Raw genomic sequence first — 24,551 nt, forward strand, 5'->3', positions numbered from 1 at the left:
CCACTGTATGAAAATTGCGATCCTGTCGCGCAATACCCGCCTGTATTCGACCAAGCGACTGGTCGAGGCGGCACGCGTGCGCGGCCACGTGGTGCGCGTGCTCGATCCGCTGCGTTGCTACGTGCGCATCGCACCAGGAGCGGTGGCGATCCGCTACAAGGGCAAGGAGGTGCGCGATATCGACGCGGTGATCCCGCGCATAGGCACCAGCAGCACGTTCTACGGCACGGCGGTGCTGCGCCAGCTGGAAATGATGGGCGTCTATACGCCCAATCCCTCCGATGCGGTATTGCGAGCCCGCGACAAGCTGCGCTGTCTGCAGATGCTCGCCGCCCAGGGCATCGACATGCCGGTCACCGTGTTCGGCGACAACCCGGACGACACCGCCGACGTGCTGGCCCTGCTGGGCGACCCGCCGCACGTGATCAAGCTCAACGAGGGCAGCCAGGGTACCGGCGTGGTGCTGGCCGAGAAGCGCAGCGCCTCGCAAAGCGTGATCGAGGCATTTCGCGGGCTGTACGCGAATTTCCTGGTGCAGGAGTTCATCGGCGAGGCCAAGGGCAGCGACCTGCGCTGCTTCGTGGTCGGCAAGAAGGTGGTCGCTGCGATGCAGCGCGATTCCAGCCCTGGCGAGTTCCGCGCCAACCTGCATCGTGGCGGCAGCGCCAAAGCCGCCGTGTTGAGCGCGGACGAGAAACGCATCGCCGTGCGCGCCGCCGCGGCACTAGGCCTGGGTATCGCCGGAGTCGACCTGCTGCGCTCCAACCGGGGCCCGCTGTTGCTCGAAGTGAATGCCTCGCCCGGCCTGGAAGGGATCGAGGAAGCTACTGGCGTCGACGTGGCCGGCGCGATCATTGACCTGCTCGAAGCGCAGGCGCGCGAAGCCGCTGCCGTTGCGCGGACGAGGCGCGTCGCGCTGCGAAAAGCATAGGAAGTCGCGGCCGGAGCCATGGTCGTGTCATACGACGGATATAGTACGAAAGTCGTCGTTGAAAATGATCGAATCCGGGCGTACCCTCTGAAATTGTTCGATTCCGTACGGAGATTCCCGGAAGCCAATGGCTTGGAAGGTTCCCTGTGAAGATCGCCCCGCCGGGGCGGCAACGGAAGCGCGGAGGGCGAGCACATGAAGATGCACATCTGGCTGGCTGGCATGGTGCTGGGCTTGGCGCTGTTTCCATGGGGGGCGGCTTGCGCCAGCAAGGCGCAGCCTGTGGTCAAGGCCGACACCAAGGCCGATTTCAGCGCGGTAGTCGCCGCCGTGAAAAAGGAAATGGTGCCCGGCGGGCGCTATGAGTTCGTCACCAGTTCGGAGCGGCAGATCATCGACGCCAGCCTGGGCGAGATGCAGTCGTTGTTCGACAGGTTCGAGACCGTCGCGGAGATGGACAAGGACGCGAAGTTCCAGCTGTATGTCGACCAGGAGAACGTGAACGCGATCCTGACCCATCGCGATGACCGGCGGCTGATTTGCAAGTCCGAGCGCCCGATGGGATCGTTGCTGCCCAAGCGTACTTGCCGGACCTATGGCGAGATGGAGCGTGGCCGCCAGTACGCGCAGGAGGAAATGATCCGGCGCGCGCGCCCCGGATTCGTTAGCGGCGAAGCCAATCCCAGCATGAAGTACGGTATGCCGCTGACCCCGCGTCATTGAGCTTTGGTCGTGCTACGAAAGCTATAGTACGAATACCTTCGTTGACACGCCGGCAAGCATGGCCGTAGGATTGGCGCAGGGGGTCGTGCGTCAGGTGTCCTGTGTCGGGGTGCAGCACGATCTGCGGAGAGCTGTAGCATGAAATTCAAATTCTGGCTGATCGGCATGGCCGTGGGCATGACCTTGTTGCCTCTGGGCGCCGTTTACGCCTACAAGACCGAAGTGATCGTGAAGGCCGAGAACAAGGACGACTTCAGCGCGATGGTCGCTGCCGTGCATCAGCAAATGGCCGCCGGTGGCCGTTATGAATTCGTCGACAGCAGCGAACGGAACGATGTGAACGTCAAGTTCGGCGACATGCAGTCGTTGTTCGACAAGTACAGCACGGTCGACCAGATGGACGCGGATGCGAAGGCCCGGCTGTTTCAGGACCAGGAGACCATCAACGCAATCCTGACCCGTCGCGATGACAAGCGGCTGGTGTGCAAATCAGAGCGCCCGATCGGCTCGTTGCTGCCCAAGCGCACTTGCCGCACCTATGGCGACATCGAAAGGGACCGCCAGAAGAGCGAGCAGTTCATGCAGCAACAGGCGCGTCCCGGCCTGACTCCCGGCGGCCATTGACGGTTGCGTGGCATCGGATGATTCTCCGGGAGGCTGGAAAGGCCTCTTGGAGGGCTACCATGCCGGCCAGCGCGGAAACGGCAAGTCGAGGTGATCAGGGAGGTATCGCGTCGACAGCCTGCACGAACAGCCTGCTGCGGGATGAGAAATCGACATGAAAGAACGATCCACCGGCATACCCAGGCCGACCGAGGCCGAGCTGCAGATCATGCACGTGCTGTGGTCGCGCGGTGCATGCACGGTGCGCGAAGTGCATGATGTGCTCCACCTTGGCGACGGTAGCGGTTACACCACCGCACTGAAAATGCTGCAGGTGATGCACGCCAAGGGACTGGTGCAACGCGACGATTCGCAGCGCGCGCATGTCTATCGTGCGGCGGTGAGCAAGGAGCGCACCCAGAAGCGCTTCCTGGTGGATCTGGTGCAACGCGTGTTCGATGGCTCGTCCTCGCAGCTGGTACTGCATGCGCTGGGCAGCCAGCGCACCAGTCGCGAGGAGCTTCGCGCCATTCGCAGCCTGCTGAACAAGCTCGACAAGGACGCGCCGTAATGGACATGCTGCCGATACTGCTTGCAGGCACGCGGGTGATCGGCTGGACGCTGCTGCATTTCTTCTGGCAGGCCACCTTGCTGGGCTTGGTCTACGCCGCGGTGCGGATGTTTCTGCCGCGTGGCGAGGCGCGCTATCGCTTTGGCATGGCCATGCTGGTCGCACTGGCGCTGTGCCCGTTGCTGACGGCGTGGCGCCTGCTGGACACGGCACCGTCCGTCATCCAGGCAGCGACCGGCGTGGCGACGTCATCACTCATCGTCGACGGTGCCGCCGCGGATCCTGCATGGACCTGGGGCAGCTGGCTGGACGCCGTCCTGCCGTGGCTGGTGCTGGCCTGGTCGAGCGGCGTGCTGTTGCTGTCGCTGCGTGCATGGCGGCAGTGGCAGCGGCTGAAGGTGCTGGTACGCATGGCCGACCTGTTGCCGGCGTGGCAGGATCGGGTCGCCGACATGGCACGTCGTTTCGGGCTGCGCCGGCGCGTCACCGTCCTGTGCAGCAAGGTCATCGCCACGCCGGCGCTGGTCGGCTGGATCCGGCCGGTGATCCTGTTGCCGATGGCGGTCGCATGCAATTTTCCGACGGCCCAGATCGAATTGATCCTCGCCCACGAGTTGGCGCATTTGCGGCGCTGGGATCCGCTCGCCAACCTGTTCCAGGTGGTCATGGAGACGTTGTATTTCCATCATCCGGTAGTGCACTGGATTTCGCGTGACGTGCGCAACGAGCGCGAGATCTGCTGCGACGAGCTCGCGCTGTCGGTGAGCGGCGGCAGCCGCCATGTGTTCGTGACGGCGCTGGCCCAGCTTGGCGAACTGCGCGAGCGGCACGGCTCGCTGCTGCTGGCCGCCAACGGCGGGGTGCTGCTTGACCGCGTGCAGCATCTGGTGGTGCCGGCGCACGAGGCGGCGCGCGTGCGCACGTCGGCCCGTTTCGTTGCGGTCCTGCTCGGCGCAGCCCTGGTGCTCTTCACCTTGCGGGTCGAGTGGAAGCAGGCTGCCTTGCAGCGAGCCCTTGCCGAATCCATCCTGCAGTTGCAGCCGGCATTGACGCCACCCTGGCTGGCGCTCGCCGCCTCGCGCATAACCTGGCAGTTGCCTGATCTGGCACCGTTGCATGCGACGGTGGCACGGCCGCGATTCGCAATGCCCACGACGACGGCAACAGAGCCGCTGCCACCGATCGACGCGCCCGCCACGCTGTCACCGGCGTCCTTGCAGGTTTCCGACCTGACACCGGCTCGCCAGCCCTCCCTGCACATGAGCGGATCGATCGCTCCCACCGCGGCGCTGGCGACCGCCATGCCGACACCGATCCGCATCCGCCAGCCGATTTATCCGCGCAATGCGCTCCTGCGGGGTATCGAAGGGCAGGTCGTGGTCGAGTTCGGGCTTGCCGCCGATGGCAGCGTGCAGGACATGCGCGTGATCCGCGCCCAGCCGGCGGGCGTATTCGACCAGTCGGCGATCCAGGCCATGCGCAGTTGGAAATACGCGTTGCCCGCTGGCATGTCGACGCACGCGCGCTATCGTCAGACGATGGCATTCATGATGAATGCGGCCACCGCGGCGAGTGCTTCTTCGAACGCATACACGGGTGACGAAATTCACGCAAAAGCCGATTGCGAGATCGTTACCGGTACGCACATCTGCCGCTGGCCCGATGACATGGGGTCGCGCGTGACGGTCGCTCGCAACGTTATCGGACAGTGAAGGGGGCAGGGCCAACGTAGGCTCGCGCAGCCGGTTTCATGGCGGGATGAGTGCCGATTAACTCCATCGTAACCCCCCATCGCCTATAACTTGCCTACCGTTATTTGCGTGGATCCCCAGTCTTCCGGGGTCCGATGAAGGCAGGTGATGGTATCGGGGCAGTAGTTTGTTTGGGCCCGGGTGGGCGACGCCGAGTCGCGCATCTGGGCCTTTTTCTTGCCTGTGCAGAACCCGTTCAGTTTCCCGGTGCGGCCGGCGCGCCGCGTTCACACAAGATTGTTAAGCTTGCAACTCCAGCCGGCCCGTGCGCCGGCTGCGCAGGAGTGACACATGCGCGTATTGGTGATCGAAGACAACAGCGATATCGCGACCAACATCGGCGATTATCTGGAGGACCGCGGCAACGTGGTCGATTTTGCGGGTGACGGCGTGACCGGCCTGCATCTGGCCGTGGTGCATGATTTCGATGTGATCGTGCTCGATCTCACGCTGCCCGGCATGGACGGCCTGGAAGTGGCGCGCAAGCTGCGCCACGAGGCGCACAAGCAAACACCGATCCTGATGCTGACCGCGCGCGACGCGCTGGAGCAGAAGCTGACCGGCTTCGAATCCGGCGCCGACGACTACATGACCAAGCCGTTCGCGCTGCAGGAACTGGCCGCGCGGCTGGAAGTGCTGGCGCGCCGTGGCAAGGGCCCGCAGAGCCGCGTGCTGAAGGTGGCCGACCTCACCTTCAACCTCGACACGCTCACGGTGAACCGCGAGGGCAAGTCGATCCAGTTGAACCCGATCGGCCTGAAGCTGCTGCAGGCGCTGATGGAAGCCAGCCCGTCTGTGGTCACCCGACAGGACCTGGAACAACGCGTGTGGGGTGAGGAACTGCCAGACAGCGACTCGCTGCGCGTGCATATCCACGGCTTGCGTGCGGCGATCGACAAACCGTTCGAGAAGCCGCTGATCCACACGCGGCACGGCATTGGCTATCGGATGGTCGAGCCGGATGCAGTCCAGGCGTAAGCTTCGCTTTCGATTGATCGTCTCCTTCACGCTGTTCGGCTTCGGCCTCAGCGCGTTGTTTGCCGTGGCCGCGTTGAATATCCGGGCCAAGGTGGAGGACCAACTGGTCACTGCGAGCCTGCAGGACGAGGTCGACAACCTCAACGCACAGGTCCGTGCCGATCCCACCCAAATCCCGCACTTCAATATCGTCAAGGCGTGGACGTGGAGCGATCGCACGATCTACAAGGCTCCGCTGAACTGGCAGCAGTTGTCGACCGGCGTTCACGACATCAGCGAGACCGACGCGAACGGCGAGACCAAGCGCTACAAGCTGGCAGTGCGGCGACAAGGCGGGGTGATCAGTTTCCTGCGCTACGATGTCTCGCGCGACGAGTTGGGCAAGCAGCAACTGCTGATCAGCGTTATCGGCGCCGTATTCCTGTTCGGCCTGCTCTCGCTGGTGTTGGGCCTGTGGCTGTCGCGCAAGGTGCTCAAGCCGGTCAGCGAGCTGGCCAATCGGCTGCGCGATTTCCGCAAGGCGGGCAAGGCCGAACCGCTGGCGCCGCATTTCGCCGACGACGAGGTGGGCGAATTGGCGCATGCGCTGGATGAATATTCCGCGCGGCTCACCGCGATGGTCGAACGCGACCGCGAGTTCAACTCCGACGTCAGCCACGAGTTGCGCACGCCGCTGGCGGTGATCGCCAGCACCACCGAATTGCTGCAGGGTTCGCCCGACCTCACCGAGAAACTGAGCGAGCGGCTGAAGCGTATCGAGCGTGCCTCGCGCCAGGCCACCGAGCTGATCGAGGCGCTGCTGCTGCTGTCGCGCGCCGAGCGGCGCGGCCCGACCCGCGGCGAAACCACCGACGTGGGCAAGGTTGCCGCCGACGTCATCGAAAGCCAGCGCCCGCAGATGCGTGGCAAGCCGTTGACCATCGATCTCGCGGTGGGCGAAGCGGTCACCGTCAACGCACCGGCCTCGGTGCTTTCGGTGGCGCTGACCAACCTGATCAGCAACGCTATCAAGTACACGCTCGAAGGCAGCGTGCGGGTCGAGGTAGGTGCCGACCGCATCGAAGTGATCGACACCGGCCCCGGGATCAAGCCCGAAGACGCCGAGCGGCTGTTCCAGCGCGGCGTGCGCGGCGAAGGCGTCGGCGGCAGCGGCGCCGGCCTCGGCTTGGCGATCGTGCGTCGGCTGTGCGAACTCTACGGCTGGGACGTCTCGATGCGCCCGCGCAGCGATACCAACGGCGCCATCGCCAGCATCAAGTTCTAGCGGCAAAAGTGAGCGGTGCAGCGAGGAGTGGAAAAAGAGAGATAGCTTGGCTCGCGCGTCATCTGCCCAACAAAACGCCCCGTCATGCGGGGCGTTTTTGTGTTGGCAATAGTGACTTGGACGGCAAGGCATGCGACTGAACCAACGGTTCGGGCGCCAGCGCAGTAGTGGTGTGAGCAGGCGCCGCTTGCGCTCTCTTTTCCCACTCCTCGCTGCACCACTCACTTCTGCCTTCAGACCTGCTCCAGCCAGCCCCACTTGTCGTGGGTGCGGCCTTCGAACAGGCCGAAGAACAATTCCTGCAGGCGCAAAGTCACGCGACCGGCCCTGCCGGTGCCGACCTGCTTGCCGTCGACCGAGCGGATCGGGGTGATCTCGGCGGCAGTGCCGCACATGAGCAGCTCGTCGGCGAGGTACAGGTATTCGCGCGGAATATCGCGCTCGACCACTTCGATGCCGTCTTCGCGGGCAAGTGTCTTGAGCGTGTCGCGGGTAATGCCGGCGAGGATGGAGGCACTGGCCGGAGTGGTGTGCAGCACGCCGTCGAACACCAGGAACAGGTTCTCGCCCGCACCTTCGCTGAGCAGGCCGGTCGAAGCCAGCGCGATGCCTTCGCCGAAGCCGAGCCGGCGCGCCTCGCGCGCGATCAGCTGGCCGGAGAGGTAGTTGCCGCCAGCCTTGGCGCCGGCGGGAATGGTGTTCGGCGCGAACCGCTGCCAGCTCGACACGCAGGCGTCGATGCCGTTCTGCAGCGCCTCCGGTCCGAGATACGGACCCATCGGCCACGCCGCCACGGCGACGTCGATCGGCGTTTCGGCGGACAGGCCGAAACCGCCCAGACCGCGGTACGCGAGGGGACGCAGATAAGCGGCGCCGAGCTCGTTCTTCTTGATCACGTCGCGGCAGGCCTTGGCCAGATCGTCGGCGGAGTACGGCAGCACCATGTCGTAGATCTTGGCCGACTGGTACAGCCGGTTGAGATGGTCGGTGAGCCGGAAAATCGCGGCGCCATCCGGCGTGGCGTAGCTGCGGATGCCCTCGAACACCGACGAGCCGTAATGCAGCGCGTGCGACATCACATGGGTGGTCGCTTCGGCCCAGGGCTTGAGGCTGCCGTTCTGCCAGATCCAGTCGGGGTATTGCTGCGCCATGTCGGTTCTCCAAAAGGGGACCGCCCATGATAGCTGGTGAGCGTCAGGCCCACGTCAATCCGCCCTTACCCGGCGTTGCGCAGCCACAGGCAGCCGGCCTGACGCACGATGCGGAACCGCAGCTCCCGTGGGTTGCCGCTGCCGTCGTTGCCGCCGGTATGCAGCACCAACTGGTCGCCTGCCGATGGCGCATCATGCGCGTCGGCTTCCGCGAACGGGTCGTCGGTGCTGGCATTTTGCGCCGGCGCGCTGACGTTCGGAATGTCCACGTCCAGCAACGGCTGTTTCATCAGCTCGGCCAGCGAGCGGATGTCCGCGATCGCCGCGCCGCGGCCGTAACCGTCCCACAACATCAGGCCAGCCAGGCGGTTGGCGTCGCGACTGGCGAACGCTTCGATCACGCTCTGGCGCAGCTCATCGGGCGTCGCCGCGCACAGGATCGGCGGCGCGGCCAGCGGCGCGGCGTCCTGCGTGGAGGCGGCATTCCGGTCGACCGGGGTGGCCTGCAGCGCGGCGCAGGGCTGGTCGGTGAACACCGCCCCGCCGTTCGCGCCGATGCAGCGATGGATTTCCGTCTGCGCCGCGGCAGGCGCGGCACAGGCGAGCAGGATCAGGCAAAGCAGGGTGGCCCATCGGCGCATCGCATCAGCATACCTGCCGCGCGAATCAGAAAAGTTGCTGCAGCACCGCCTGCGTGGCGCGGGTCCGGTTCAACGTGTAGAAGTGCAGGCCCGGCGCGCCGCCGTCGAGCAGGCGCCGGCACAGTTGCGCCACCACTTCGGCACCCAGCGCGCGCACCGAATCGGCATCGTCGCCGTGTGCCTGCATGCGCTTGGCGATCCAGCGCGGGATCTCCGCGCCGCACATGTCGGAGAAGCGCTTCAGCTGGCTGTAGTTCGCGATCGGCATGATGCCCGGCACGATCGGCACGTTGACGCCGAGCCGGCGAACGTCTTCGACGAAGCGGAAATACGCATCGGGGTTGAAGAAATACTGGGTGATCGCGCCGTTCGCGCCCGCGTCGACCTTGGCCTTGAAATGCTGCAGGTCGCGCAGCGCGTCGTCGGCCTGCGGATGGGTTTCCGGGTACGCCGCCACCTCGATGTGGAAGTGGTCGCCGCAGTGCTCGCGGATGAAACTCACCAGTTCGGCGGCGTAGCGGAAATCGCCCGCGGTGGCCATGCCCGAGGGCATGTCGCCGCGCAGCGCCACGATGCGCCGGTAGCCTGCCGCGCGGTAGCCGTCCAGCAGTTCGGCGATCTCCGCCCGGGTGCCGCCCATGCAGGAGAGATGCGGCGCCACGCTGAGGCCGTGCTGGGTGTGCAGGCGCGCCACGGTGTCGCCGGTATAGCTGAGCGTGGAACCGCCGGCACCGAAGGTGACCGAGGCGTATTCCGGCCGGTGCGCCTTCAGCGCCTGCGCGGCACGATCGAGTTGCGCGCGCTGCTCATCGGTCTTGGGCGGAAAGAATTCGAAGCTGATTGCCGGCATCGCGGGGGTTCCCGGTGGACGATGCCCGTGAGTATATATCTCCAATTCGCGATGAAGCGATATATATTCCGGATCCTGGAATTGACGCAGCGTATCCGGGGACCTGCCTTGACCTTCCGCTCAGCTCGCAGAGACCAGCCTGAGTCCGATAACGCCTGCCAAAATGAGGCCAATGCAGAGCAACCGCATCGGTGCGGCCGAGTCGCCCAACAGCAGCATTCCAAGAGTCACGGTGCCGGCCGCACCGATACCGGTCCAGACCGCGTAGGCAGTCCCGACCGGCAGGGTGCGCAGCGAGAACGAAAGAAGGAGGACGCTCGACAGGCCGGTGGCGATCGTGAACAGTGCAGGCATCAATCGCGTGAAACCTTCTGACCACTTCATGCCGAAGGCGAATGCGATTTCGAAAATGCCGGCAATAGTGAGGAGTAGCCATGCCATGGTGATGGGTCCGTTGGTGGATTCATCCGGGCCTGGCGGCCGGCATCGTTGGTGGGCAAGTACCAGCTCAGGCCGTGGCGGCGGGAGGCGTGCGGAACGCGATGCCGAATCGATTGAAGGCGTTCATCAGACCGATTGCATAGGTCAGATCGGCCAGTTCCTTGTCGCTGAATTCGGCGGCAGCGGCGTCGTAGTCCGCGTCGGAAACCCCGGTTTCAGCGACGCGCGTGACGGTTTCCGCCCAGGCGAGCGCGGTGCGTTCGCGGGTACTGAATGCGTCACCCGCGCCGCGCCACACCGGTACCAGTACGAGCTTGTGCACGGCGATGCCCTGCTTGAGCAGATCCCGGGAATGCATATCGATGCAATAGGCACAGCCATTGATTTGCGAAACCCGCAGATACACGAGATTGACCAGCTCTTGTGGCAGGCCGCATTTCAGAAGGGAGACATATACGCCGCCGAAAGCCTTGTAACCGTCGGGCGATACCTTGGCGTAGTCGATGCGATTGTTCATGAGGGGTCCTTGTGCCGTGCTGGTTGAGGGACCCCATCGTGTTGCATCTTGGCCTATGTCAGAAGGCCCATGATTGATCTTTGTTTGTGGGCCATAGATCTCGGGTTTCAGTCCCCGGGAGCCTCGGCCAGATCAGAGCAGGCGCAGGATTCGCTGCGCGAAATTCTCGGCGGTTTCTCGGGAGTCGATATTCGTGAAGTTGAGGAGCAGGGCCGAGGGTCCGCCGCCGCCCATCACGCAATCCCTCAACGCTTCTGCACGCATGCCCTGTTCCCTCATGCGCCGGGCCAGTTGGCGATCCGATCGCGTGCCCCGCAGTCGCATTACCAGGTGCATGCCACCCGGTTGCGGATCAATCCGCATGTACCTCCCCAGCACGCTTTCCAAGCCAGCGGCAGTTGCATCGCGACGTTCAGCATAGAGCTTGCGCATGCGCTGGATATGGCGCGCGAAGTGCCCTTCCTTCATGAAAGCCGTAACGATCGCTTGCGTAAGCTGGGGGCCATCCGTGGCAAAGGCTTCGCTGACCTGTTCGAATCGCTCGACCTGGGCCTCCGGCACGACAAGGTAGGCAAGCCGGATACCCGGAAAAAGCACCTTGCTGAACGTGCCTGCATAGAGCACTCGCCCGTCGCGATCCAGACTCTTCAATGCGGGCAGGGGGCGGCTGACATAGCGGTATTCGCCGTCGTAATCGTCCTCGATGATCCACGCGTCGTTTCGTGCCGCCCAGTCCAGCAGTGCCAGGCGCCGGGGCAATGACAGGGTCACACACAGCGGGCTCTGGTGCGCCGGCGTGACCACCGCTGCGCGTGCTCGCGGCGCCGCACGGACGCCATCGGAAATCACCATGCCGTCCCCATCCACAGGGAGCGGAACGGCGGTCATGCACATTTGTTCCAGCATTTTCCGCGTGTGCGGGTACCCCGGGTCTTCAAGCCAGACCCGATCTCCTCGCTTCAGCACGGCATGGCCGATCAACGTCATCGTGTGGCGGTAGCCCGAGGTCACGAATACCTGGTATGGAGAGCAACTGATCCCGCGCGAGACATTGAGATAGGCGGCGATTTCGGTACGCAGTTCCTGCAAGCCGCATGCAGGCGGGTAGGCCATGTCGGAAGGCTGCATGGCACGTACGCATCGCGCGCCCAGGCGTGCCCATATCTTTCGGGGAAAGGCATCCAGCGCCGGCAGGCCCATCTGGAACGGCAGAATCGAATCCGGGCGAAAGCTGGCGGCAGCCATGCCTCTCACGGGTGAAGGCTTCGTGCCGGCAACCGGTGGTTGCGGCCTGAGGTCCGGCGTCACGATGGTTCCGGCTTGGCCGCGCGCCTGGATATAGCCCTCCGCCGCCAGCAACGAATAAGCCGTCTCGATGGTGCCTCTGGCCAAGCCCAGCTCCTGGGCCAGCGCACGTGCCGAGGGAATGCGCTCGCCCGGCTTCAACAGTCCACTGGCGATGGCGTGGCGAAACCGCTTGTAGATCTGGCGATAGAAAGGTTCCGCCGCCGTCGGATCCACCGGTGATATGGGGCTGGTCTTCGCGACGCTCATGGACTGGTCGGTATCGCCGTTGATCTGTAGTGATAGTACCACCCGACTAGCCGACAGCTCGGTCGGATGCGACCACCCAGGCCAGATCATGGACCATTCGCAATGTCTATTTATGGACCTTCGGTATAGAGCATGGGATTTGTAGGATGAACCCTCTGCCGCGCTTTCTGACGGGTGGGTGATGAAAATTCTGCATGTAAGCTGCAGCCCTCGCGGGCATGCATCGGAGAGCCATCGGCTCGCCCGCAAGATTGTCGGATACCTGCTGGAGGGCGATCCGAACGCGGAGGTGGTGGACAGGGTTGTCGCGGGCGGCGGTATTCCGCCGGTGGATGAGGATTACGCGACTTCACAACAGGCGGCCGAAGACGTATCCCGGGAAGGCTCTGCCCGCGTGTCCGACGAACTGATTGGGGAACTGGAAAGCGCGGATGTCCTGGTCATAGGAACGCCCATGCACAACTACACCGTGCCCTCCGCTTTGAAGCTGTGGATAGACCATATTGCCCGCGTCCGTCGAACGTTCAATGTGGGTCCGGAAGGAAAGACGGCCCTGCTGCGTGACCGCCAGGTCTTCGTCGCCGTGGCCTCGGGCGGGAGGTTTTCCGGAGAACGCGCGCGTCAGCCCGACTTCCTCACACCGTATCTCACCGCGATCCTGGGCATGATCGGCCTGCATGACCCGACCTTCTTCTCGATCCAGGGAACAGCCTTTGGTCCCGAAGCCGTAGCGGAGGCCAGGGGGCGGACGGATCGGGCGTTGCAGGAGTATTTTTCGCGGTACACCGTGGCCACGCGACAGCACGCGGATGGGTGAGCCGATGACCGATCGGACGAAAAAAAACGGGCACCTTTCGGTGCCCGTTCGATTCACCAGAAGCAATGTTGATCAGTACCGGTAATGCTCCGGCTTGTACGGGCCTTCCACCGGCACGCCGAGGTAACCGGCCTGCTCGGCGGTCAGCGTGGTCAGCTTCACGCCGATCTTTTCCAGGTGCAGACGCGCGACTTCCTCGTCCAGCTTCTTGGGCAGGATGTAGACCTTGTTCTCGTACTTGTCCTTGTTCGCCCACAGGTCGATCTGCGCCAGGGTCTGGTTGGAGAACGAGTTGGACATCACGAAGCTCGGGTGGCCGGTGGCGCAGCCGAGATTCACCAGGCGACCCTCGGCGAGCAGGAACAACGCGTGGCCGTCGGCGAACACGTACTTGTCCACCTGCGGCTTGATGTTGATCTTCTCCACGCCGGCCATCGCATTCAGCGCGTCGACCTGGATCTCGTTGTCGAAGTGGCCGATGTTGCAGACGATGGCCTGGTCCTTCATCGACTTCAGGTGATCGAGGGTGAGCACGTCCTTGTTGCCGGTGGTGGTGACGTAGATGTCGCCCCGACCCAGGGTCGATTCGACCGTGTTGACCTCGAAGCCTTCCATTGCCGCCTGCAGCGCGTTGATCGGATCGATCTCGGTGACGACGACGCGCGAGCCGTAGGCACGCAGCGAATGCGCGCAGCCCTTGCCGACGTCGCCGTAGCCGCAGACCACGGCCACCTTGCCGGCCAGCATCACGTCCATCGCACGCTTCAGGCCATCGGCCAGCGATTCGCGGCAGCCGTACAGGTTGTCGAACTTGCTCTTGGTGACCGAGTCGTTGACGTTGATCGCGGGGATCAGCAACGACTTCGCCTCGGCCAGCTGGTACAGGCGGTGCACGCCGGTAGTGGTCTCCTCGGAGACGCCCTTCCAGTCCTTCACCACGGTGTGCCAGTAGCCCGGGCGCTCGGCATGCACGCGCTTGAGCAGGTTCTTGATCACCTGTTCCTCGTGCGAGGACGCCTTCTCGTCGACCCACTTCGAGCCGTTCTCCAGCTCGTAGCCCTTGTGGATCAGCAGCGTCACGTCGCCGCCGTCGTCGACCACCAGCTGGGGCCCAAGGAAACCGCCCTTGCCGTCGGGGAAGCTCAGCGCGTCCAGGGTGCAGTCCCAGTATTCCTCCAGCGTCTCGCCCTTCCAGGCGAACACCGGCGTGCCGGTCGCGGCGATCGCGGCGGCGGCGTGGTCCTGGGTCGAGAAGATGTTGCACGAGGCCCAGCGCACGTCGGCGCCGATGTCCTTCAGCGTCTCGATCAGCACGGCGGTCTGGATCGTCATGTGCAGCGAGCCGGTCACGCGCACGCCCTTCAGCGGCAACGTGGCGGCGTGCTTCTTGCGGATCGACATCAGGCCCGGCATCTCGTGCTCGGCGATGTCCAGTTCCTTGCGGCCCCAGTCGGCCAGCGAGAGGTCGCGGATCTTGTAGTCGTGGGTGTTTTCTTTGAGTGCGGCGTTCACGGGTATCTCCAGTTGATGCGTGGCTCCTTCGAGAAGTCCGGCCATGGATGGCCGGTCTGCCGCGAAGGGACTCGCGTACTGAGCGCCGTTGTGGAACGTGCCGCGCCGAGCCTGGCCGGTTTCTGACCACGGATGGACCCGCAGTCGAACGGTCGCAGCGCCCCTCGGCGGGCAGTACAAGCCCGATATTGTAGCGGGAGATGCCGATGGATGCCTCCAGTGCCCCGATTCGGTAGGCTGGCCGTTCACCCGCCACGTCCCAGCACCGGAGTCAACGCATGGATGAGAGCCGCGAACCCGAGTTCCTGCCGCCCGACGGCCCGCTGCGCGAGGACGTCAGCCGGCTCGGCGCGATGGTCGGTCGGATGCTGGCCGAGCAGGGCGGCGCAGGGTTCTTCGAGCGGGTCGAGCAGGTGCGCATCGCCGCGATCCGGCGCCGCCGGGAAGGCGCCCTGGTGGACGAACTTGCCGATTCGCTGGCCGGGCTCGATGCGAAAGACGCCGAAGCGCTGGCGCGCGCCTTCGCAGCTTATTTCCAGGCGGTGAACACGGCCGAGCAGGTGCATCGCATCCGTCGTCGCCGCGACTACCAGCGTGAGGGCAGCGCACCGCAGCCGGAGTCGCTGCTCGACGTGCTGGGCCAGCTCAAGCAGCAGGGTGTCGGCGCGGACGAATTGCTGGGCTGGCTCGACCGGCTGTGGATCGAGCCGGTGTTCACCGCCCATCCGACCGAAGCAGTGCGCCGCTCGTTGCTGGAAAAGGAGCAGGCGATCGTGCGCTCGCTGATCGACGGCTTCGACCAGAACCGCACGCCGCAGGAGCGCAAGGAGGACGACGACCGCATCTACATGGCACTGTCCTCGGGCTGGCAGACCGCCGAGGCCTCGCCGGTGCGGCCCACCGTGCAGGACGAGCATCATCACGTCGGCTTCTACCTGGCCAACCCGATCTACCGCATCGTGCCTGCGCTGTTCGAAGCACTGGCCGACGCGTTGCAGACGGTCTACGGCGTGGCGGCGAAATTGCCGCAACTGCTCGGCTTCGCCACCTGGGTCGGCGGCGACATGGACGGCAATCCGAACGTCGGCGCGCAGACCATCGCCGCCAGCCTGTCCACGCAACGCGCCCACGTGATCGAACACTACATGGCCGACGTGGCCGCATTGGCGCGCCTGCTCAGCCAGACCGAAGGCCGCGTGACCGTCGATCCGGCCCTGCAGCGGCGTCTCGACGACTATCGCGCACGTTTTCCAGCAGCTGCGGAACGCGTGCGACCGCGCCACGCCGACATGCCGTATCGCGGCCTGCTCACCGTGATCGGTGCGCGTCTGGAAGCGACCCTGCAGAACGATCATTCGGAAGGCTATACGTCCGCGACGGAATTGCTCGACGATCTGCAACTGATCACCACCAGCCTGGTCGATCATCGCGGCCTGCACGCCGGTGCCTACGCGGTGCAGCGGCTGATCCGCCGCGTGCGCACGTTCGGCCTGCATCTGGCCCGGCTCGACGTGCGGCAGGATTCGCGCGTGCATGACGATGCGCTGGCGGCACTGCTGGACAACCCTTCATGGCCGCAGCTCGTGGCCGAAGAGCGAACCGGCCAGCTGCGCGAGTACGCCAGCGGCAAGTCGCTTTTCCCGATCAGCCACGCCGACGTGGTCACTTCGCTCTACGACGTGTTCGCCACCCTGGGCGATGCCAGACGCCGCTACGGCAAGGATGCGGTCGGCCTGTACATCATCAGCATGGCGCGCTCGGCTGCCGACGTGCTGGCGGTGCTGGCGTTGGCACGTTACGGCGGACTGGTCGAAAACGACAACGTGCCACTCAACATCGCGCCGCTGTTCGAAACCGTCGACGACCTGAAAAATGCGCCGGCGACATTGCGCGCGCTGCTCGACGACCCGGTCTACCGGCAGCACCTGGCCGCCCGCGGCAAACAGCAATGGGTGATGCTCGGCTACTCCGACAGCGGCAAGGACGGCGGTACGCTGGCCTCGCGCTGGGGCCTGCAGCGTGCGCAGGTGGAATTGCTGGAGGTGGCGAAGGAGGCCGGCATCCAGCTGGCGTTCTTCCACGGCCGCGGCGGCTCGGCCAGCCGCGGCGGTGCGCGCATCACGCCGGCGTTGATGTCCTCGCCGCGCGGCGCGGTGGCCGGAGTGCTGCGGGTGACCGAGCAGGGTGAGGTGATCCATCGCAAATACGGCATCCGCGCGCTGGCGTTGCGCCACCTGGAGCAGACCGTCGGTGCCGTGTTGCGTGCGTCGTTGCGTCCGCGCGAGACCGAACCGCGCGAGGAGCGCTGGCGCGAACGGATGAATGCACTGTCGGCGATCAGCCGGCAGAGTTACCGCGCCTTCGTCGAGCACGAGCGCTTCGTCGACTACTTTCGCAGCGCCACGCCGATCGATGTGATCGAGCAGATGACCCTGGGTTCGCGCCCGGCCAGCCGCCGCAGCATGCGCGGCGTGCACGACCTGCGCGCGATCCCGTGGGTATTCGCGTGGACCCAGTGCCGCTCGATCCTGCCCGGTTGGTACGGTCTGGGCAGCGCTCTGGAGCAGGGCGTGCAGGAGTTCGGCGAAGCTGCACTGGGCGAGATGGCGCGCGACTGGCCGTTTTTCGCCAATCTGCTCGACGACGTGGAAATGGTGCTGGCCAAGTGCGACCTCGACATCGCCGAGGCGTTCTCGAAACTGTCCGGACCGCTGCACGAGGAATTCTTCGGCCTGATCCGCGACGAATTCGCCCGCACCCGCCACTGGCTGCTGCAACTCAAGGGCAGCGACGCGCTGCTGCAGGGCGATCCGCGCCTGGCCGCCTCGATCCGCCTGCGCAACCCCTACGTCGATCCGATGAGCCTGCTCCAGGTCGACCTGTTGCAGCGCTGGCGCAAAAACGAGCGCCATGACGACAGCTTGCTGCAGGCGCTGGTCGCCTGCGTCAACGGCGTGTCGCAAGGCCTGCAGAACACCGGCTGATCCATTCGTCGCTTCAAGAGCATCGCGACTGAAGTCGCTCCCACAGAAACTGCCTACTCGCACGCACCTGTGGGAGCGGCTTCAGCCGCGATGCTCTGCAAATGTACGAGTCCGGACACGGCTGTCCGGATGCAGACGCTGGCGCTTCGTCGCGGCTCTTTCGGATGCATGGAAAACAGTCACTTGCGCGCTTGGCACGGGCATTGCTCTGTCAGCCTCATGGATATTGCCAACCCCCTCATCAAACAGCGCAAGCGTCGCCGCCGCCTGATCCTGCTCGGCGGTGGCGCACTGCTGGTGGTGGCCGGCATCCTCGGCGTGCTTGGCCTCGGGCCGGCGTTGCCGGATGCCGATCGCTCCAGCCTGTGGATCGATGCCGTGCAAAGTGGCGACATGCTCAGCGAGATACGCGCGCCGGGCACCCTGGTGCCGCGCGACAGCCGCTGGCTGGCGGCCGCCACCGCCGCTCAGGTCGAGAAGATCCTGCTGTGGCCCGGTGCCCAGGTCGAGCCCGATACCCCGCTGCTGCGGTTGTCCAATCCCGAGGTCGAGGATGCGCTGCGCAATGCGCAGGCACAGTTGGCCGCAGCGGTCGCCGACGTCGCTGCCAAGCGCGCGGACATGCAGTCGCAACTGCTTGATCATCGCGCCGCCGAGGCGCAGGCGCAGTCCGACTACGCCTCGGCCAAGATCAAGGCCGATGCAGACACGGCCGCCATCCGGCTGCAGGTGATCCCGCGCGTGCAGTACGAGCAGGGGCAGATCGCGCTGAAGCAGTTATTGCAGCGCGTGAGCATCGAGCAGCAGCGCGTGGCCGCGTTTGCCGGCAACATGCAGGCGCAGATCGATGCTGCGCAGGCCCGCGTGCAGCAGCAACGCAGCAACCTGCAGCTGCGCCAGCGCCAGGCCGATGCGTTGCAGGTCAGGGCCGGCATCGCCGGCGTGTTGCAGGAAGTGGCGGTGCAGGAAGGTGCGCAGGTGGCTGAAGGTGCCAACCTCGCGCGGGTAGCGCGCCTGGATGTGTTGCGCGCGCGTCTGCAGGTGCCCGAAGTGCAGGCCAAGGACGTGGCGATCGGCATGCCGGTCAGCGTGGACACGCACAACGGCCTGATCGACGGCAAGGTCCAGCGCGTCGACCCGGCCGTGCGCAACGGCAGCGTGCAGGTCGACGTCGATCTCGCCGGCAAATTGCCGCCGGGTGCGCGCCCCGATCTCTCCGTCGATGGACGCATCCGCATCGCGCGACTGCAGAACGTCCTGTCGGTGGGCCGCCCCGCGCTGGCGCATGCCGACGGCGACCTCAGCCTGTTCCGCCTCGACCCGTCCGGCGACACCGCGACCCGCGTGCCGGTGCGTATCGGCGTGGCCTCGGTCGATCGCGTGCAGGTGTTGCGCGGATTGAAAGCCGGCGATCGGGTGATCCTGTCCGATACCAGCCAGTGGGACAAATATGATCGGATCAAGCTGAAATGAAATATCCGCTTGCCGCTTCGACACCGGCGCGCCATGTGGGAGCGACTCCAGTCGCGATGCCCTCGCGCCATCCGCCGTATCAGGGCATCGCGGCTGAAGCCGCTCCCACACGACCTCGAACATTTTTCCGGAGCAACCCATGAACGATCCGACCAATGTCATCGCCCTCGGCGGCATCCGCAAGGTGTTCCAGGCCGATGAGGTGGAAACCCACGCACTGAGCGACGTGCACCTGGACATCCGCCGCGGCGAGTACGTCTCCATCTCCGGTCCGTCCGGTTGCGGCAAGACCACCTTGTTGTCGATCCTCGGCCTGCTCGATACCGCCAGCGCCGGCAGCTACGTGCTGAACGGTCACGACGTGGCTGTACTCAACGCGGCCGAACGCGCGCGCATCCGCAACGCGGAGATAGGCTTCATCTTCCAGGCGTTCAACCTGATCGGCGACTTGAGCGTGCAGGAGAACGTCGAACTGCCGCTGACCTATCGCAGCGGTATCGGCACCGCCGAACGGCGCGAGCGCGTGCAGGAGTCGTTGGAACGCGTCGGCATGGCGCATCGCATGCGCCATTACCCGGCGCAGCTTTCCGGCGGCCAGCAGCAGCGCGTGGCGGTGGCGCGCGCCCTGGTCGGCCGACCGGCGATCCTGCTCGCCGACGAGCCGACCGGCAACCTCGACTCGCGCAACGGCGAAGCGGTGATGGCCCTGCTCGACGAACTGCACAAGGGCGGCGCCACCCTCTGCATGGTCACCCACGACGTGCGCTACGCCGAACTCGCCCAGCGCAAGATCCGCCTGTTCGACGGCCGCGTGGTCGACGAGGAAACCTACGAGCGCCTGCGCCACGAAGACGAGCAACGCCTGGACGCGCTGATCGGCCAGCGCGTGGAGACCGGCGTGTGAACATCTGGCTGACCGAAATCTGGCGCAGCTGGCGCGCCTGCCTGCGCCGCCCCGGCTTCGTGCTGCTGGCCACCGGCGTGCTGGCGCTGGGCATCGGCGCCAGCGTGGCGGTGGCCACGCTGATCCAGAACACCTTGTGGCGACCGTTGCCGGTGCCGCAGGCGTCGCGGCTGGTGGTGTTGGGCGGGTTGCACGACAACGGCCATCCGGGTGGCATCTCGCCGCACGAATACCAGTACCTGGACCAGCTCGATGGCGTGACTTCGCTGGGACTGGAGCGGCCGGGATCGACGGTGAACGTCGCCGGCGCCGGTGCGCCGGCGCAGGTGCCGGTGATCTACATGGATCGGCACATGCTGCCCACGCTGGGCCTGCAGCCGATGCTGGGGCGCAACTTCGACACGCGGGAGGATCGCCCGAATGGACCGGCGGCAGTGATCCTCGGGTATGGCTTCTGGCAGCGCAGCTACGGCGGCGACGCCCACGTCATCGGCCGCAGCCTGCAGGTGGAGGGCACGCCGCGCACCATCGTCGGCGTGCTGTCGGCGGACTTCAACACGGTGCTGGGGCCGGGCGACGTGATGCTGCCGACGGCGCTGCCGGTGGGGAGCCACGACTACAACCACAACGGCACCGTGGCAATCGCGCGGCTGGCACCCGGTGCCGACATCGCCGCCGTGTCGGCGCAGACCGATGCACGCGAGCGCGCGATGTATCGAGACATGGGCATGGGCGGCAACTGGAAGAAGCCGCGTTTCGGTGCCGGTAACCTGGCCTCGACCATGCAGCAGGATGCGCGGCCGATACTGCTGATGTTCCTGGTCAGCGCACTGCTGGTATTGCTGATCGCGCTGGTCAACCTGACCAACCTGATGCTGCTGCGCGCCTTGTCGAGCAACCACGACGCCGCGGTGCGCAGCGCGCTGGGCGCACCCTTGCTGCGATTGATGCTGCCTGCGTTGGGCGAAGGGCTGCTGATCGGCGGTTGCGGCGCGCTGGCGGGCATGGCACTGGCGTTGGCGGGCCTGGCCTTGTTGCAGCGCTTCATCCCCGCCGAATGGCTGTGGGGTGGTCACGTGGATATCGGCGCAAGCGCATGGGCGCTGGCCTTCGCGGTGGGTTTGCTGGGCGCGTTGCTGGCGGCGGTGCTGGCACTGTGGCGCAGCCGCAGCTCGACCACCGTGGATGAGTTGCGCGAAGGCGGACGCAGCGGGATCGGCATGCGCAGTGGCCGGCTGGGCCGGATGCTGGTGGTGGCGCAGGTGGCGTTGGCGGCGATCCTTCTGTGCACCGCCGGCACGTTCATGCATGCGCTTTACGATGCGTCGCAGCTGCACTTGGGGTTTGCCGGCGACAACGTCCTCACTTTCGAGCTGGCACCGGTGAAGGCCGATTACCCGGATGTCGCTTCGGTGGAGAACCTGTCAGAGCGGCTGGTGCAACGGCTGCGCGCGATACCCGGTGTGACCGATGCCGCGGTGACGACCAATCTGCCCACCAGCGATGGCATGTTGGGGCAGCTCCAGACAAACCCGCATACGCCGGACGGCAAGCAGTTCGTGGCGCAGGACCACGGTATCGGGCCTGGTTTCCTCAAGCTGTTCTCGATCCCCTTACGCGAGGGGCGCGACTTCACGCGTGACGACCTGGCCGGCAACGAACGGGTCGCCATCGTCAGCCAGGATCTGGCCGACACCTATTACGGTGGTCACGCGGTGGGCAAGGTGATCAACGTGCCTCGTACCGACGATTCGGTGTACCCGGCGCGTATCGTCGGCGTGGTGGGCAGCACCTGGCAGAAGGGCCCACTTCACCCGTTGCAACCGGTGTTCTACGTGCCGTTGGCGCAGCTGCCGGAGCCGGTCATGGTGCTCTTCCGCAATCTCGAGCCGCTGCGCTTCGCGCTGCGTGGCCACGGCAACCCGATGGACTGGCAGGCGGGTGTGCGCGAGGCACTGGCGGAGATCGCACCGGAGCAACCGATCGCCCACCTGCGCAGCATGAACAGCATCGTGAGCCAGACCACCGCGACCGTGCGGCTCAGCCTGTGGCTGGTCGGCGTATTCGCCACGCTGGCGTTGTTGTTGGCCGTGGCGGGCTTGTACGCGGTGATGGCGGTTGCGGTGGCGGCGCGCGAGCGCGAGTTCGGCGTGCGTGCGGCGCTGGGGGCGCGGCCGTCGCGGCTGATGCAACTGGTGCTGCGCGGCGGCCTGATCCAGATCGTGCTGGGTCTGGCGATCGGCGTGGGCATCGCGGTGGGCATCGCACGTGCGTTGTCCACGTTGGTGATGGCGTTCCTCGGACGCAGCAGCGTGTTCGATTCGGCGGCAACGGGTGGGGTGTGCGTGGTGCTGGCGGCTGCGGGTTTGCTGGCCTGTCTGTTGCCGGCGTTGCGCGCCGGTCGTGTGCAGCCGATGCATGCCTTGCGAGGGGAAGGATGATGATCGTGCGCGAATTTCGCGAGGCGTGGGGCCGGTTGGCGCGACGTCCGGGCTACGCCACGTTGTCGGTGGCGGTGCTGGGTGTGGGGCTGGGCGTGGTGCTGTTCCTGTTCAGCCTGGTCAACACGATGATCCTGCAGCCGCTGCCGTTTCCGCAGGCGCAGCGATTGATGGCCGTCGGCGAGACCTCCTCGAACGGCTACGGTATGTGGGCCATCGACAGCGATCAGTACCTGCTGCTGAAGGGCCATCTGCGTGGCGTGGATGCGGCCGGTGCGTATGTGGATACCGGGTTCAATCTCGGTCATGGCAGTGGTGCGACCTATGAACGCGGTGCCAACCTCACCGCTTCGATGATGCAGTTGCTTGGCGTGAAGCCGATCCTCGGGCGGGGCTTCACCGCGGCGGACGATGCGCCAGGCGCGCCATCGGTGGTGCTGCTCGGTGAAACGCTGTGGCGGCACGACTTCCACGCCGATCCGCAGATCCTCGGTCGTGCCGTGCGGGTGGACGACCAGTGGGCGACCGTGGTCGGCGTGCTGCCGGCGGATTTCGGTTTCCCCCAGGACAGCCGGCTGTGGATGCCGCTGCCGCTGGAACAGGGCAGGCACCGCAGGATATGGGAAGTGGCCCGGCTGGCACCGTCGTCGAGCCTGCGCCAGGCCCGTGCAGAACTGGCAACTTGGGAAGCTGCGATGCAGCGGGCGCTGCCCACCGGCCAACGCGCGCGGGCGCTGGCGATCAAGCCCCTGTCGACCAGCTTCATTCCCGAAGACGAGCGTGGCTGGGTCTGGTTGATGTTCGGCGCGGCGGCGCTGGTGTTGCTGCTGGCATGCGTCAACGTGGCCAACCTGCAATTGGTGCAGACGATGAACCGGCGTCGCGAACTGGCTCTGCGCAGCGCGCTGGGGAGCAGTCGCATGCGTCTGATGGCTGGCGCACTGGCCGAAAGCCTGCTTCTGAGCGTGGCCGCGCTGGCCGTGGCGTTGCCGATCGTGCACTTCGGCAATCGCTGGCTGGTGGGCGTGTTTGTCGCCAACGGCGACCCGCCGAACCTGTTCTTCCGTTTCGGCATCCAGGGCTGGGTGCTGCCGTTCGCGCTGCTGGTCGCGATGACGACCACGGCGGTGGCTGGCCTGATTCCGGCATGGCGGGCTTCGCGCGTCGATCTGCAGGATGCCTTGCGCGATGGCAGCAAGGGCTCCGGTGGCGGCTTTGCGAAAGTGGCCAAGGCATTGGTGATTGCCGAAATTGCGCTGACCGTGGTGCTGCTCGTCGGTGCCGGCACCTTCGTGCGCGCGCTGGGTGGCCTGCTGGCACAGCGCTCGGTCGGTGCCACGCATGCCACGCAGATCCTCACTGCCTACGTGGCCTTGCCGGCCGTGCCGTACGCCAGCGACGCCCAGCGCATCCGCTTCTTCGAGACCGTCGTCGAGCGCCTGCGCCAGGATCCGGATGTGATCGATGCCACGGCGTCGAACACGATACCCAGCGCCTTGCTCGGCAGCCACGAGTTCGTCTCGCTGCCGGGTCAGCCGCAGCCGGCCGACGGCTGGCCGGTGGTGCAGATGGGTATCGTCGATCCGCATTTCCTGGATACCTACGGTGTGCGATTGCGCGAAGGGCGCTTCTTCGATGCGCGCGATCGCGCGGACAGCCGGCAAGTGGTGGTCATCGACGCCAAGATGGCAGCTTCGTTCTGGCCCGGGGGCGATGTGCTGAACCGCAAGCTCGTGCTGTACCCGGGCAGGCCAGGCGCCGAGACGGTGACGGTCATCGGCGTGATCGAGCCACTGCAACTCGATGGTGCGCTCGAGAAAGTGTTGCCCGGCCTGCTGATGCCGTTGCAACAGGCGGCCGGAGCCACGCCGCTGAAGTCGATGCGGCTGGCGATGCGCACCCACGCCGGCGCGGCGGCCCATGTCCGGCAACTCACGTCGGTGGTGCATGGAGTCGATCCCCAGGCGGCAGTCACCGCGGTCCACACGCAGGCCCGCGCGATGACGATGGCGCGACTGAACCTGATGATCCTGACCGAACTGTTCGGCGCGCTGGGGCTGATCGCGCTGCTGCTGGCGGCGGCCGGCCTGTACGGCGTGCTTTCGTTCTCGGTGACCCAGCGCACCCGCGAGATCGGCATCCGTCGCGCGATCGGTGCCGGCCATGGCGCGATCCTGCGCGATGCCGGCCGGCAACTGGGTTGGCAGCTCGGCATCGGGTTGTTCATCGGGTTCGGCCTGGCGCTGCCATGGTCGCGGCTGCTGGCCGATCCGAACCTGCATACGCGCGCCCACGACCCGGTGGTGTTCGTGCCGGTGCTGCTGGTGGTGGTCGGTGCGGCCGTGCTGGCCGCGCTGGTGCCGCTGGCGCGCGCGCTGCGCGTCGATCCGGCGATTGCCTTGCGCCACGAGTAGGAGCCCGCTCGCGGGCGATGCTCTGGCTTCC

20 protein-coding genes and 1 riboswitch are annotated in these 24,551 nt (G+C 65.7%); of the genes, 13 read left to right on the plus strand and 7 right to left on the minus strand.

Annotation, left to right across the window (positions count from 1 at the left end):
• Positions 1-7 precede the first annotated feature (7 nt).
• From rimK to CIW53_RS01745, 7 genes are all read left to right on the plus strand, one after another.
• Positions 8-931 (plus strand): 30S ribosomal protein S6--L-glutamate ligase, encoded by a 924-nt coding sequence (rimK, locus tag CIW53_RS01715; protein ID WP_149362972.1) that lies wholly within the window; start codon positions 8-10, stop codon positions 929-931.
• A 195-nt stretch (positions 932-1,126) separates the two neighbouring features.
• A complete protein-coding gene (locus CIW53_RS01720) occupies positions 1,127-1,654 on the plus strand; it encodes a hypothetical protein (RefSeq protein ID WP_149362973.1) in 528 nt (175 codons plus the stop codon).
• A 138-nt stretch (positions 1,655-1,792) separates the two neighbouring features.
• The gene (locus tag CIW53_RS01725; protein ID WP_149362974.1) at positions 1,793-2,278 is read left to right on the plus strand and encodes a hypothetical protein; all 486 of its coding nucleotides are present in this window, start codon (positions 1,793-1,795) and stop codon (positions 2,276-2,278) included.
• 154 nt (positions 2,279-2,432) lie between these two features.
• Positions 2,433-2,828 carry a BlaI/MecI/CopY family transcriptional regulator gene (locus tag CIW53_RS01730; protein WP_149362975.1) on the plus strand — a complete coding sequence of 132 codons (396 nt, stop codon included), beginning with the start codon at positions 2,433-2,435 and terminating at the stop codon, positions 2,826-2,828.
• Entirely contained in the window at positions 2,828-4,540 is a 1,713-nt protein-coding gene (locus CIW53_RS01735; RefSeq protein ID WP_149362976.1) for a M56 family metallopeptidase, read from the plus strand. Before CIW53_RS01730 ends, CIW53_RS01735 begins: the two co-directional genes overlap by 1 nt.
• A 330-nt stretch (positions 4,541-4,870) precedes the next feature.
• Positions 4,871-5,557 carry a response regulator transcription factor gene (locus tag CIW53_RS01740; RefSeq protein ID WP_140649363.1) on the plus strand — a complete coding sequence of 229 codons (687 nt, stop codon included), beginning with the start codon at positions 4,871-4,873 and terminating at the stop codon, positions 5,555-5,557.
• Positions 5,541-6,821 carry a HAMP domain-containing sensor histidine kinase gene (locus CIW53_RS01745; protein WP_149362977.1) on the plus strand — a complete coding sequence of 427 codons (1,281 nt, stop codon included), beginning with the start codon at positions 5,541-5,543 and terminating at the stop codon, positions 6,819-6,821. Before CIW53_RS01740 ends, CIW53_RS01745 begins: the two co-directional genes overlap by 17 nt.
• Before the next feature lie 233 nt (positions 6,822-7,054).
• Here the strand turns inward: CIW53_RS01745 and CIW53_RS01750 are convergent, their stop codons facing one another.
• The 6 genes from CIW53_RS01750 to CIW53_RS01775 form a co-directional block, all read right to left on the minus strand.
• Positions 7,055-7,972 (minus strand): branched-chain amino acid transaminase, encoded by a 918-nt coding sequence (locus CIW53_RS01750; RefSeq protein WP_149362978.1) that lies wholly within the window; start codon positions 7,970-7,972, stop codon positions 7,055-7,057.
• 65 nt (positions 7,973-8,037) lie between these two features.
• Positions 8,038-8,613: a DUF4124 domain-containing protein gene (locus CIW53_RS01755; RefSeq protein ID WP_149362979.1), complete on the minus strand. Its 576-nt coding sequence runs from the start codon at positions 8,611-8,613 to the stop codon at positions 8,038-8,040.
• Between the two features lie 25 nt (positions 8,614-8,638).
• On the minus strand, positions 8,639-9,463 hold the full coding sequence (gene metF, locus CIW53_RS01760; protein ID WP_149362980.1) for a methylenetetrahydrofolate reductase [NAD(P)H]: 825 nt from the start codon (positions 9,461-9,463) through the stop codon (positions 8,639-8,641).
• 120 nt (positions 9,464-9,583) lie between these two features.
• The gene (locus CIW53_RS01765) at positions 9,584-9,904 is read right to left on the minus strand and encodes an SMR family transporter (RefSeq protein WP_149362981.1); all 321 of its coding nucleotides are present in this window, start codon (positions 9,902-9,904) and stop codon (positions 9,584-9,586) included.
• A gap of 67 nt (positions 9,905-9,971) precedes the next feature.
• The gene (locus tag CIW53_RS01770; protein ID WP_149362982.1) at positions 9,972-10,421 is read right to left on the minus strand and encodes a carboxymuconolactone decarboxylase family protein; all 450 of its coding nucleotides are present in this window, start codon (positions 10,419-10,421) and stop codon (positions 9,972-9,974) included.
• Positions 10,422-10,553: 132 nt separating this feature from the next.
• Positions 10,554-11,975 (minus strand): PLP-dependent aminotransferase family protein, encoded by a 1,422-nt coding sequence (locus tag CIW53_RS01775; protein ID WP_149362983.1) that lies wholly within the window; start codon positions 11,973-11,975, stop codon positions 10,554-10,556.
• Positions 11,976-12,156: 181 nt separating this feature from the next.
• Here CIW53_RS01775 and CIW53_RS01780 point away from each other — a divergent pair, with 181 nt between their 5' ends.
• Positions 12,157-12,792, plus strand: a complete 636-nt coding sequence (locus CIW53_RS01780) for an NAD(P)H-dependent oxidoreductase (protein WP_149362984.1) — start codon at positions 12,157-12,159, stop codon at positions 12,790-12,792.
• 72 nt (positions 12,793-12,864) lie between these two features.
• Here the strand turns inward: CIW53_RS01780 and ahcY are convergent, their stop codons facing one another.
• Positions 12,865-14,304, minus strand: coding sequence for an adenosylhomocysteinase (gene ahcY, locus CIW53_RS01785; RefSeq protein ID WP_149362985.1), 1,440 nt, complete (start codon positions 14,302-14,304; stop codon positions 12,865-12,867).
• A gap of 73 nt (positions 14,305-14,377) precedes the next feature.
• Positions 14,378-14,476: riboswitch (S-adenosyl-L-homocysteine riboswitch) on the minus strand.
• Positions 14,477-14,582: 106 nt separating this feature from the next.
• Between ahcY and ppc the strand changes: the two genes are divergently transcribed.
• The 5 genes from ppc (at position 14,583) to CIW53_RS01810 (ending at position 24,520) form a co-directional block, all read left to right on the plus strand.
• On the plus strand, positions 14,583-17,288 hold the full coding sequence (ppc, locus tag CIW53_RS01790; protein WP_149362986.1) for a phosphoenolpyruvate carboxylase: 2,706 nt from the start codon (positions 14,583-14,585) through the stop codon (positions 17,286-17,288).
• A 219-nt stretch (positions 17,289-17,507) separates the two neighbouring features.
• Positions 17,508-18,761, plus strand: coding sequence for an HlyD family efflux transporter periplasmic adaptor subunit (locus CIW53_RS01795; RefSeq protein WP_149362987.1), 1,254 nt, complete (start codon positions 17,508-17,510; stop codon positions 18,759-18,761).
• 139 nt (positions 18,762-18,900) lie between these two features.
• Positions 18,901-19,665 (plus strand): ABC transporter ATP-binding protein, encoded by a 765-nt coding sequence (locus CIW53_RS01800; protein ID WP_149362988.1) that lies wholly within the window; start codon positions 18,901-18,903, stop codon positions 19,663-19,665.
• Positions 19,662-22,106 carry an ADOP family duplicated permease gene (locus tag CIW53_RS01805; protein WP_149362989.1) on the plus strand — a complete coding sequence of 815 codons (2,445 nt, stop codon included), beginning with the start codon at positions 19,662-19,664 and terminating at the stop codon, positions 22,104-22,106. Before CIW53_RS01800 ends, CIW53_RS01805 begins: the two co-directional genes overlap by 4 nt.
• Positions 22,106-24,520 (plus strand): ADOP family duplicated permease, encoded by a 2,415-nt coding sequence (locus tag CIW53_RS01810; protein ID WP_149362990.1) that lies wholly within the window; start codon positions 22,106-22,108, stop codon positions 24,518-24,520. Before CIW53_RS01805 ends, CIW53_RS01810 begins: the two co-directional genes overlap by 1 nt.
• The last annotated feature ends 31 nt before the right edge of the window (positions 24,521-24,551 follow it).

This window comes from Rhodanobacter sp. T12-5, from assembly GCF_008329435.1.
Taxonomy (GTDB): Bacteria; Pseudomonadota; Gammaproteobacteria; order Xanthomonadales; family Rhodanobacteraceae; genus Rhodanobacter.

Coding starts and splice junctions, on each gene's coding strand:
- rimK (WP_149362972.1), top strand. CDS start 8: ATGAAAATTGCGATCCTGTCGCGCAATACCCGCCTGTATTCGACCAAG.
- CIW53_RS01720 (WP_149362973.1), top strand. CDS start 1,127: ATGAAGATGCACATCTGGCTGGCTGGCATGGTGCTGGGCTTGGCGCTG.
- CIW53_RS01725 (WP_149362974.1), top strand. CDS start 1,793: ATGAAATTCAAATTCTGGCTGATCGGCATGGCCGTGGGCATGACCTTG.
- CIW53_RS01730 (WP_149362975.1), top strand. CDS start 2,433: ATGAAAGAACGATCCACCGGCATACCCAGGCCGACCGAGGCCGAGCTG.
- CIW53_RS01735 (WP_149362976.1), top strand. CDS start 2,828: ATGGACATGCTGCCGATACTGCTTGCAGGCACGCGGGTGATCGGCTGG.
- CIW53_RS01740 (WP_140649363.1), top strand. CDS start 4,871: ATGCGCGTATTGGTGATCGAAGACAACAGCGATATCGCGACCAACATC.
- CIW53_RS01745 (WP_149362977.1), top strand. CDS start 5,541: ATGCAGTCCAGGCGTAAGCTTCGCTTTCGATTGATCGTCTCCTTCACG.
- CIW53_RS01750 (WP_149362978.1), bottom strand. CDS start 7,972: ATGGCGCAGCAATACCCCGACTGGATCTGGCAGAACGGCAGCCTCAAG.
- CIW53_RS01755 (WP_149362979.1), bottom strand. CDS start 8,613: ATGCGCCGATGGGCCACCCTGCTTTGCCTGATCCTGCTCGCCTGTGCC.
- metF (WP_149362980.1), bottom strand. CDS start 9,463: ATGCCGGCAATCAGCTTCGAATTCTTTCCGCCCAAGACCGATGAGCAG.
- CIW53_RS01765 (WP_149362981.1), bottom strand. CDS start 9,904: ATGGCATGGCTACTCCTCACTATTGCCGGCATTTTCGAAATCGCATTC.
- CIW53_RS01770 (WP_149362982.1), bottom strand. CDS start 10,421: ATGAACAATCGCATCGACTACGCCAAGGTATCGCCCGACGGTTACAAG.
- CIW53_RS01775 (WP_149362983.1), bottom strand. CDS start 11,975: ATGAGCGTCGCGAAGACCAGCCCCATATCACCGGTGGATCCGACGGCG.
- CIW53_RS01780 (WP_149362984.1), top strand. CDS start 12,157: ATGAAAATTCTGCATGTAAGCTGCAGCCCTCGCGGGCATGCATCGGAG.
- ppc (WP_149362986.1), top strand. CDS start 14,583: ATGGATGAGAGCCGCGAACCCGAGTTCCTGCCGCCCGACGGCCCGCTG.
- CIW53_RS01795 (WP_149362987.1), top strand. CDS start 17,508: ATGGATATTGCCAACCCCCTCATCAAACAGCGCAAGCGTCGCCGCCGC.
- CIW53_RS01800 (WP_149362988.1), top strand. CDS start 18,901: ATGAACGATCCGACCAATGTCATCGCCCTCGGCGGCATCCGCAAGGTG.
- CIW53_RS01810 (WP_149362990.1), top strand. CDS start 22,106: ATGATCGTGCGCGAATTTCGCGAGGCGTGGGGCCGGTTGGCGCGACGT.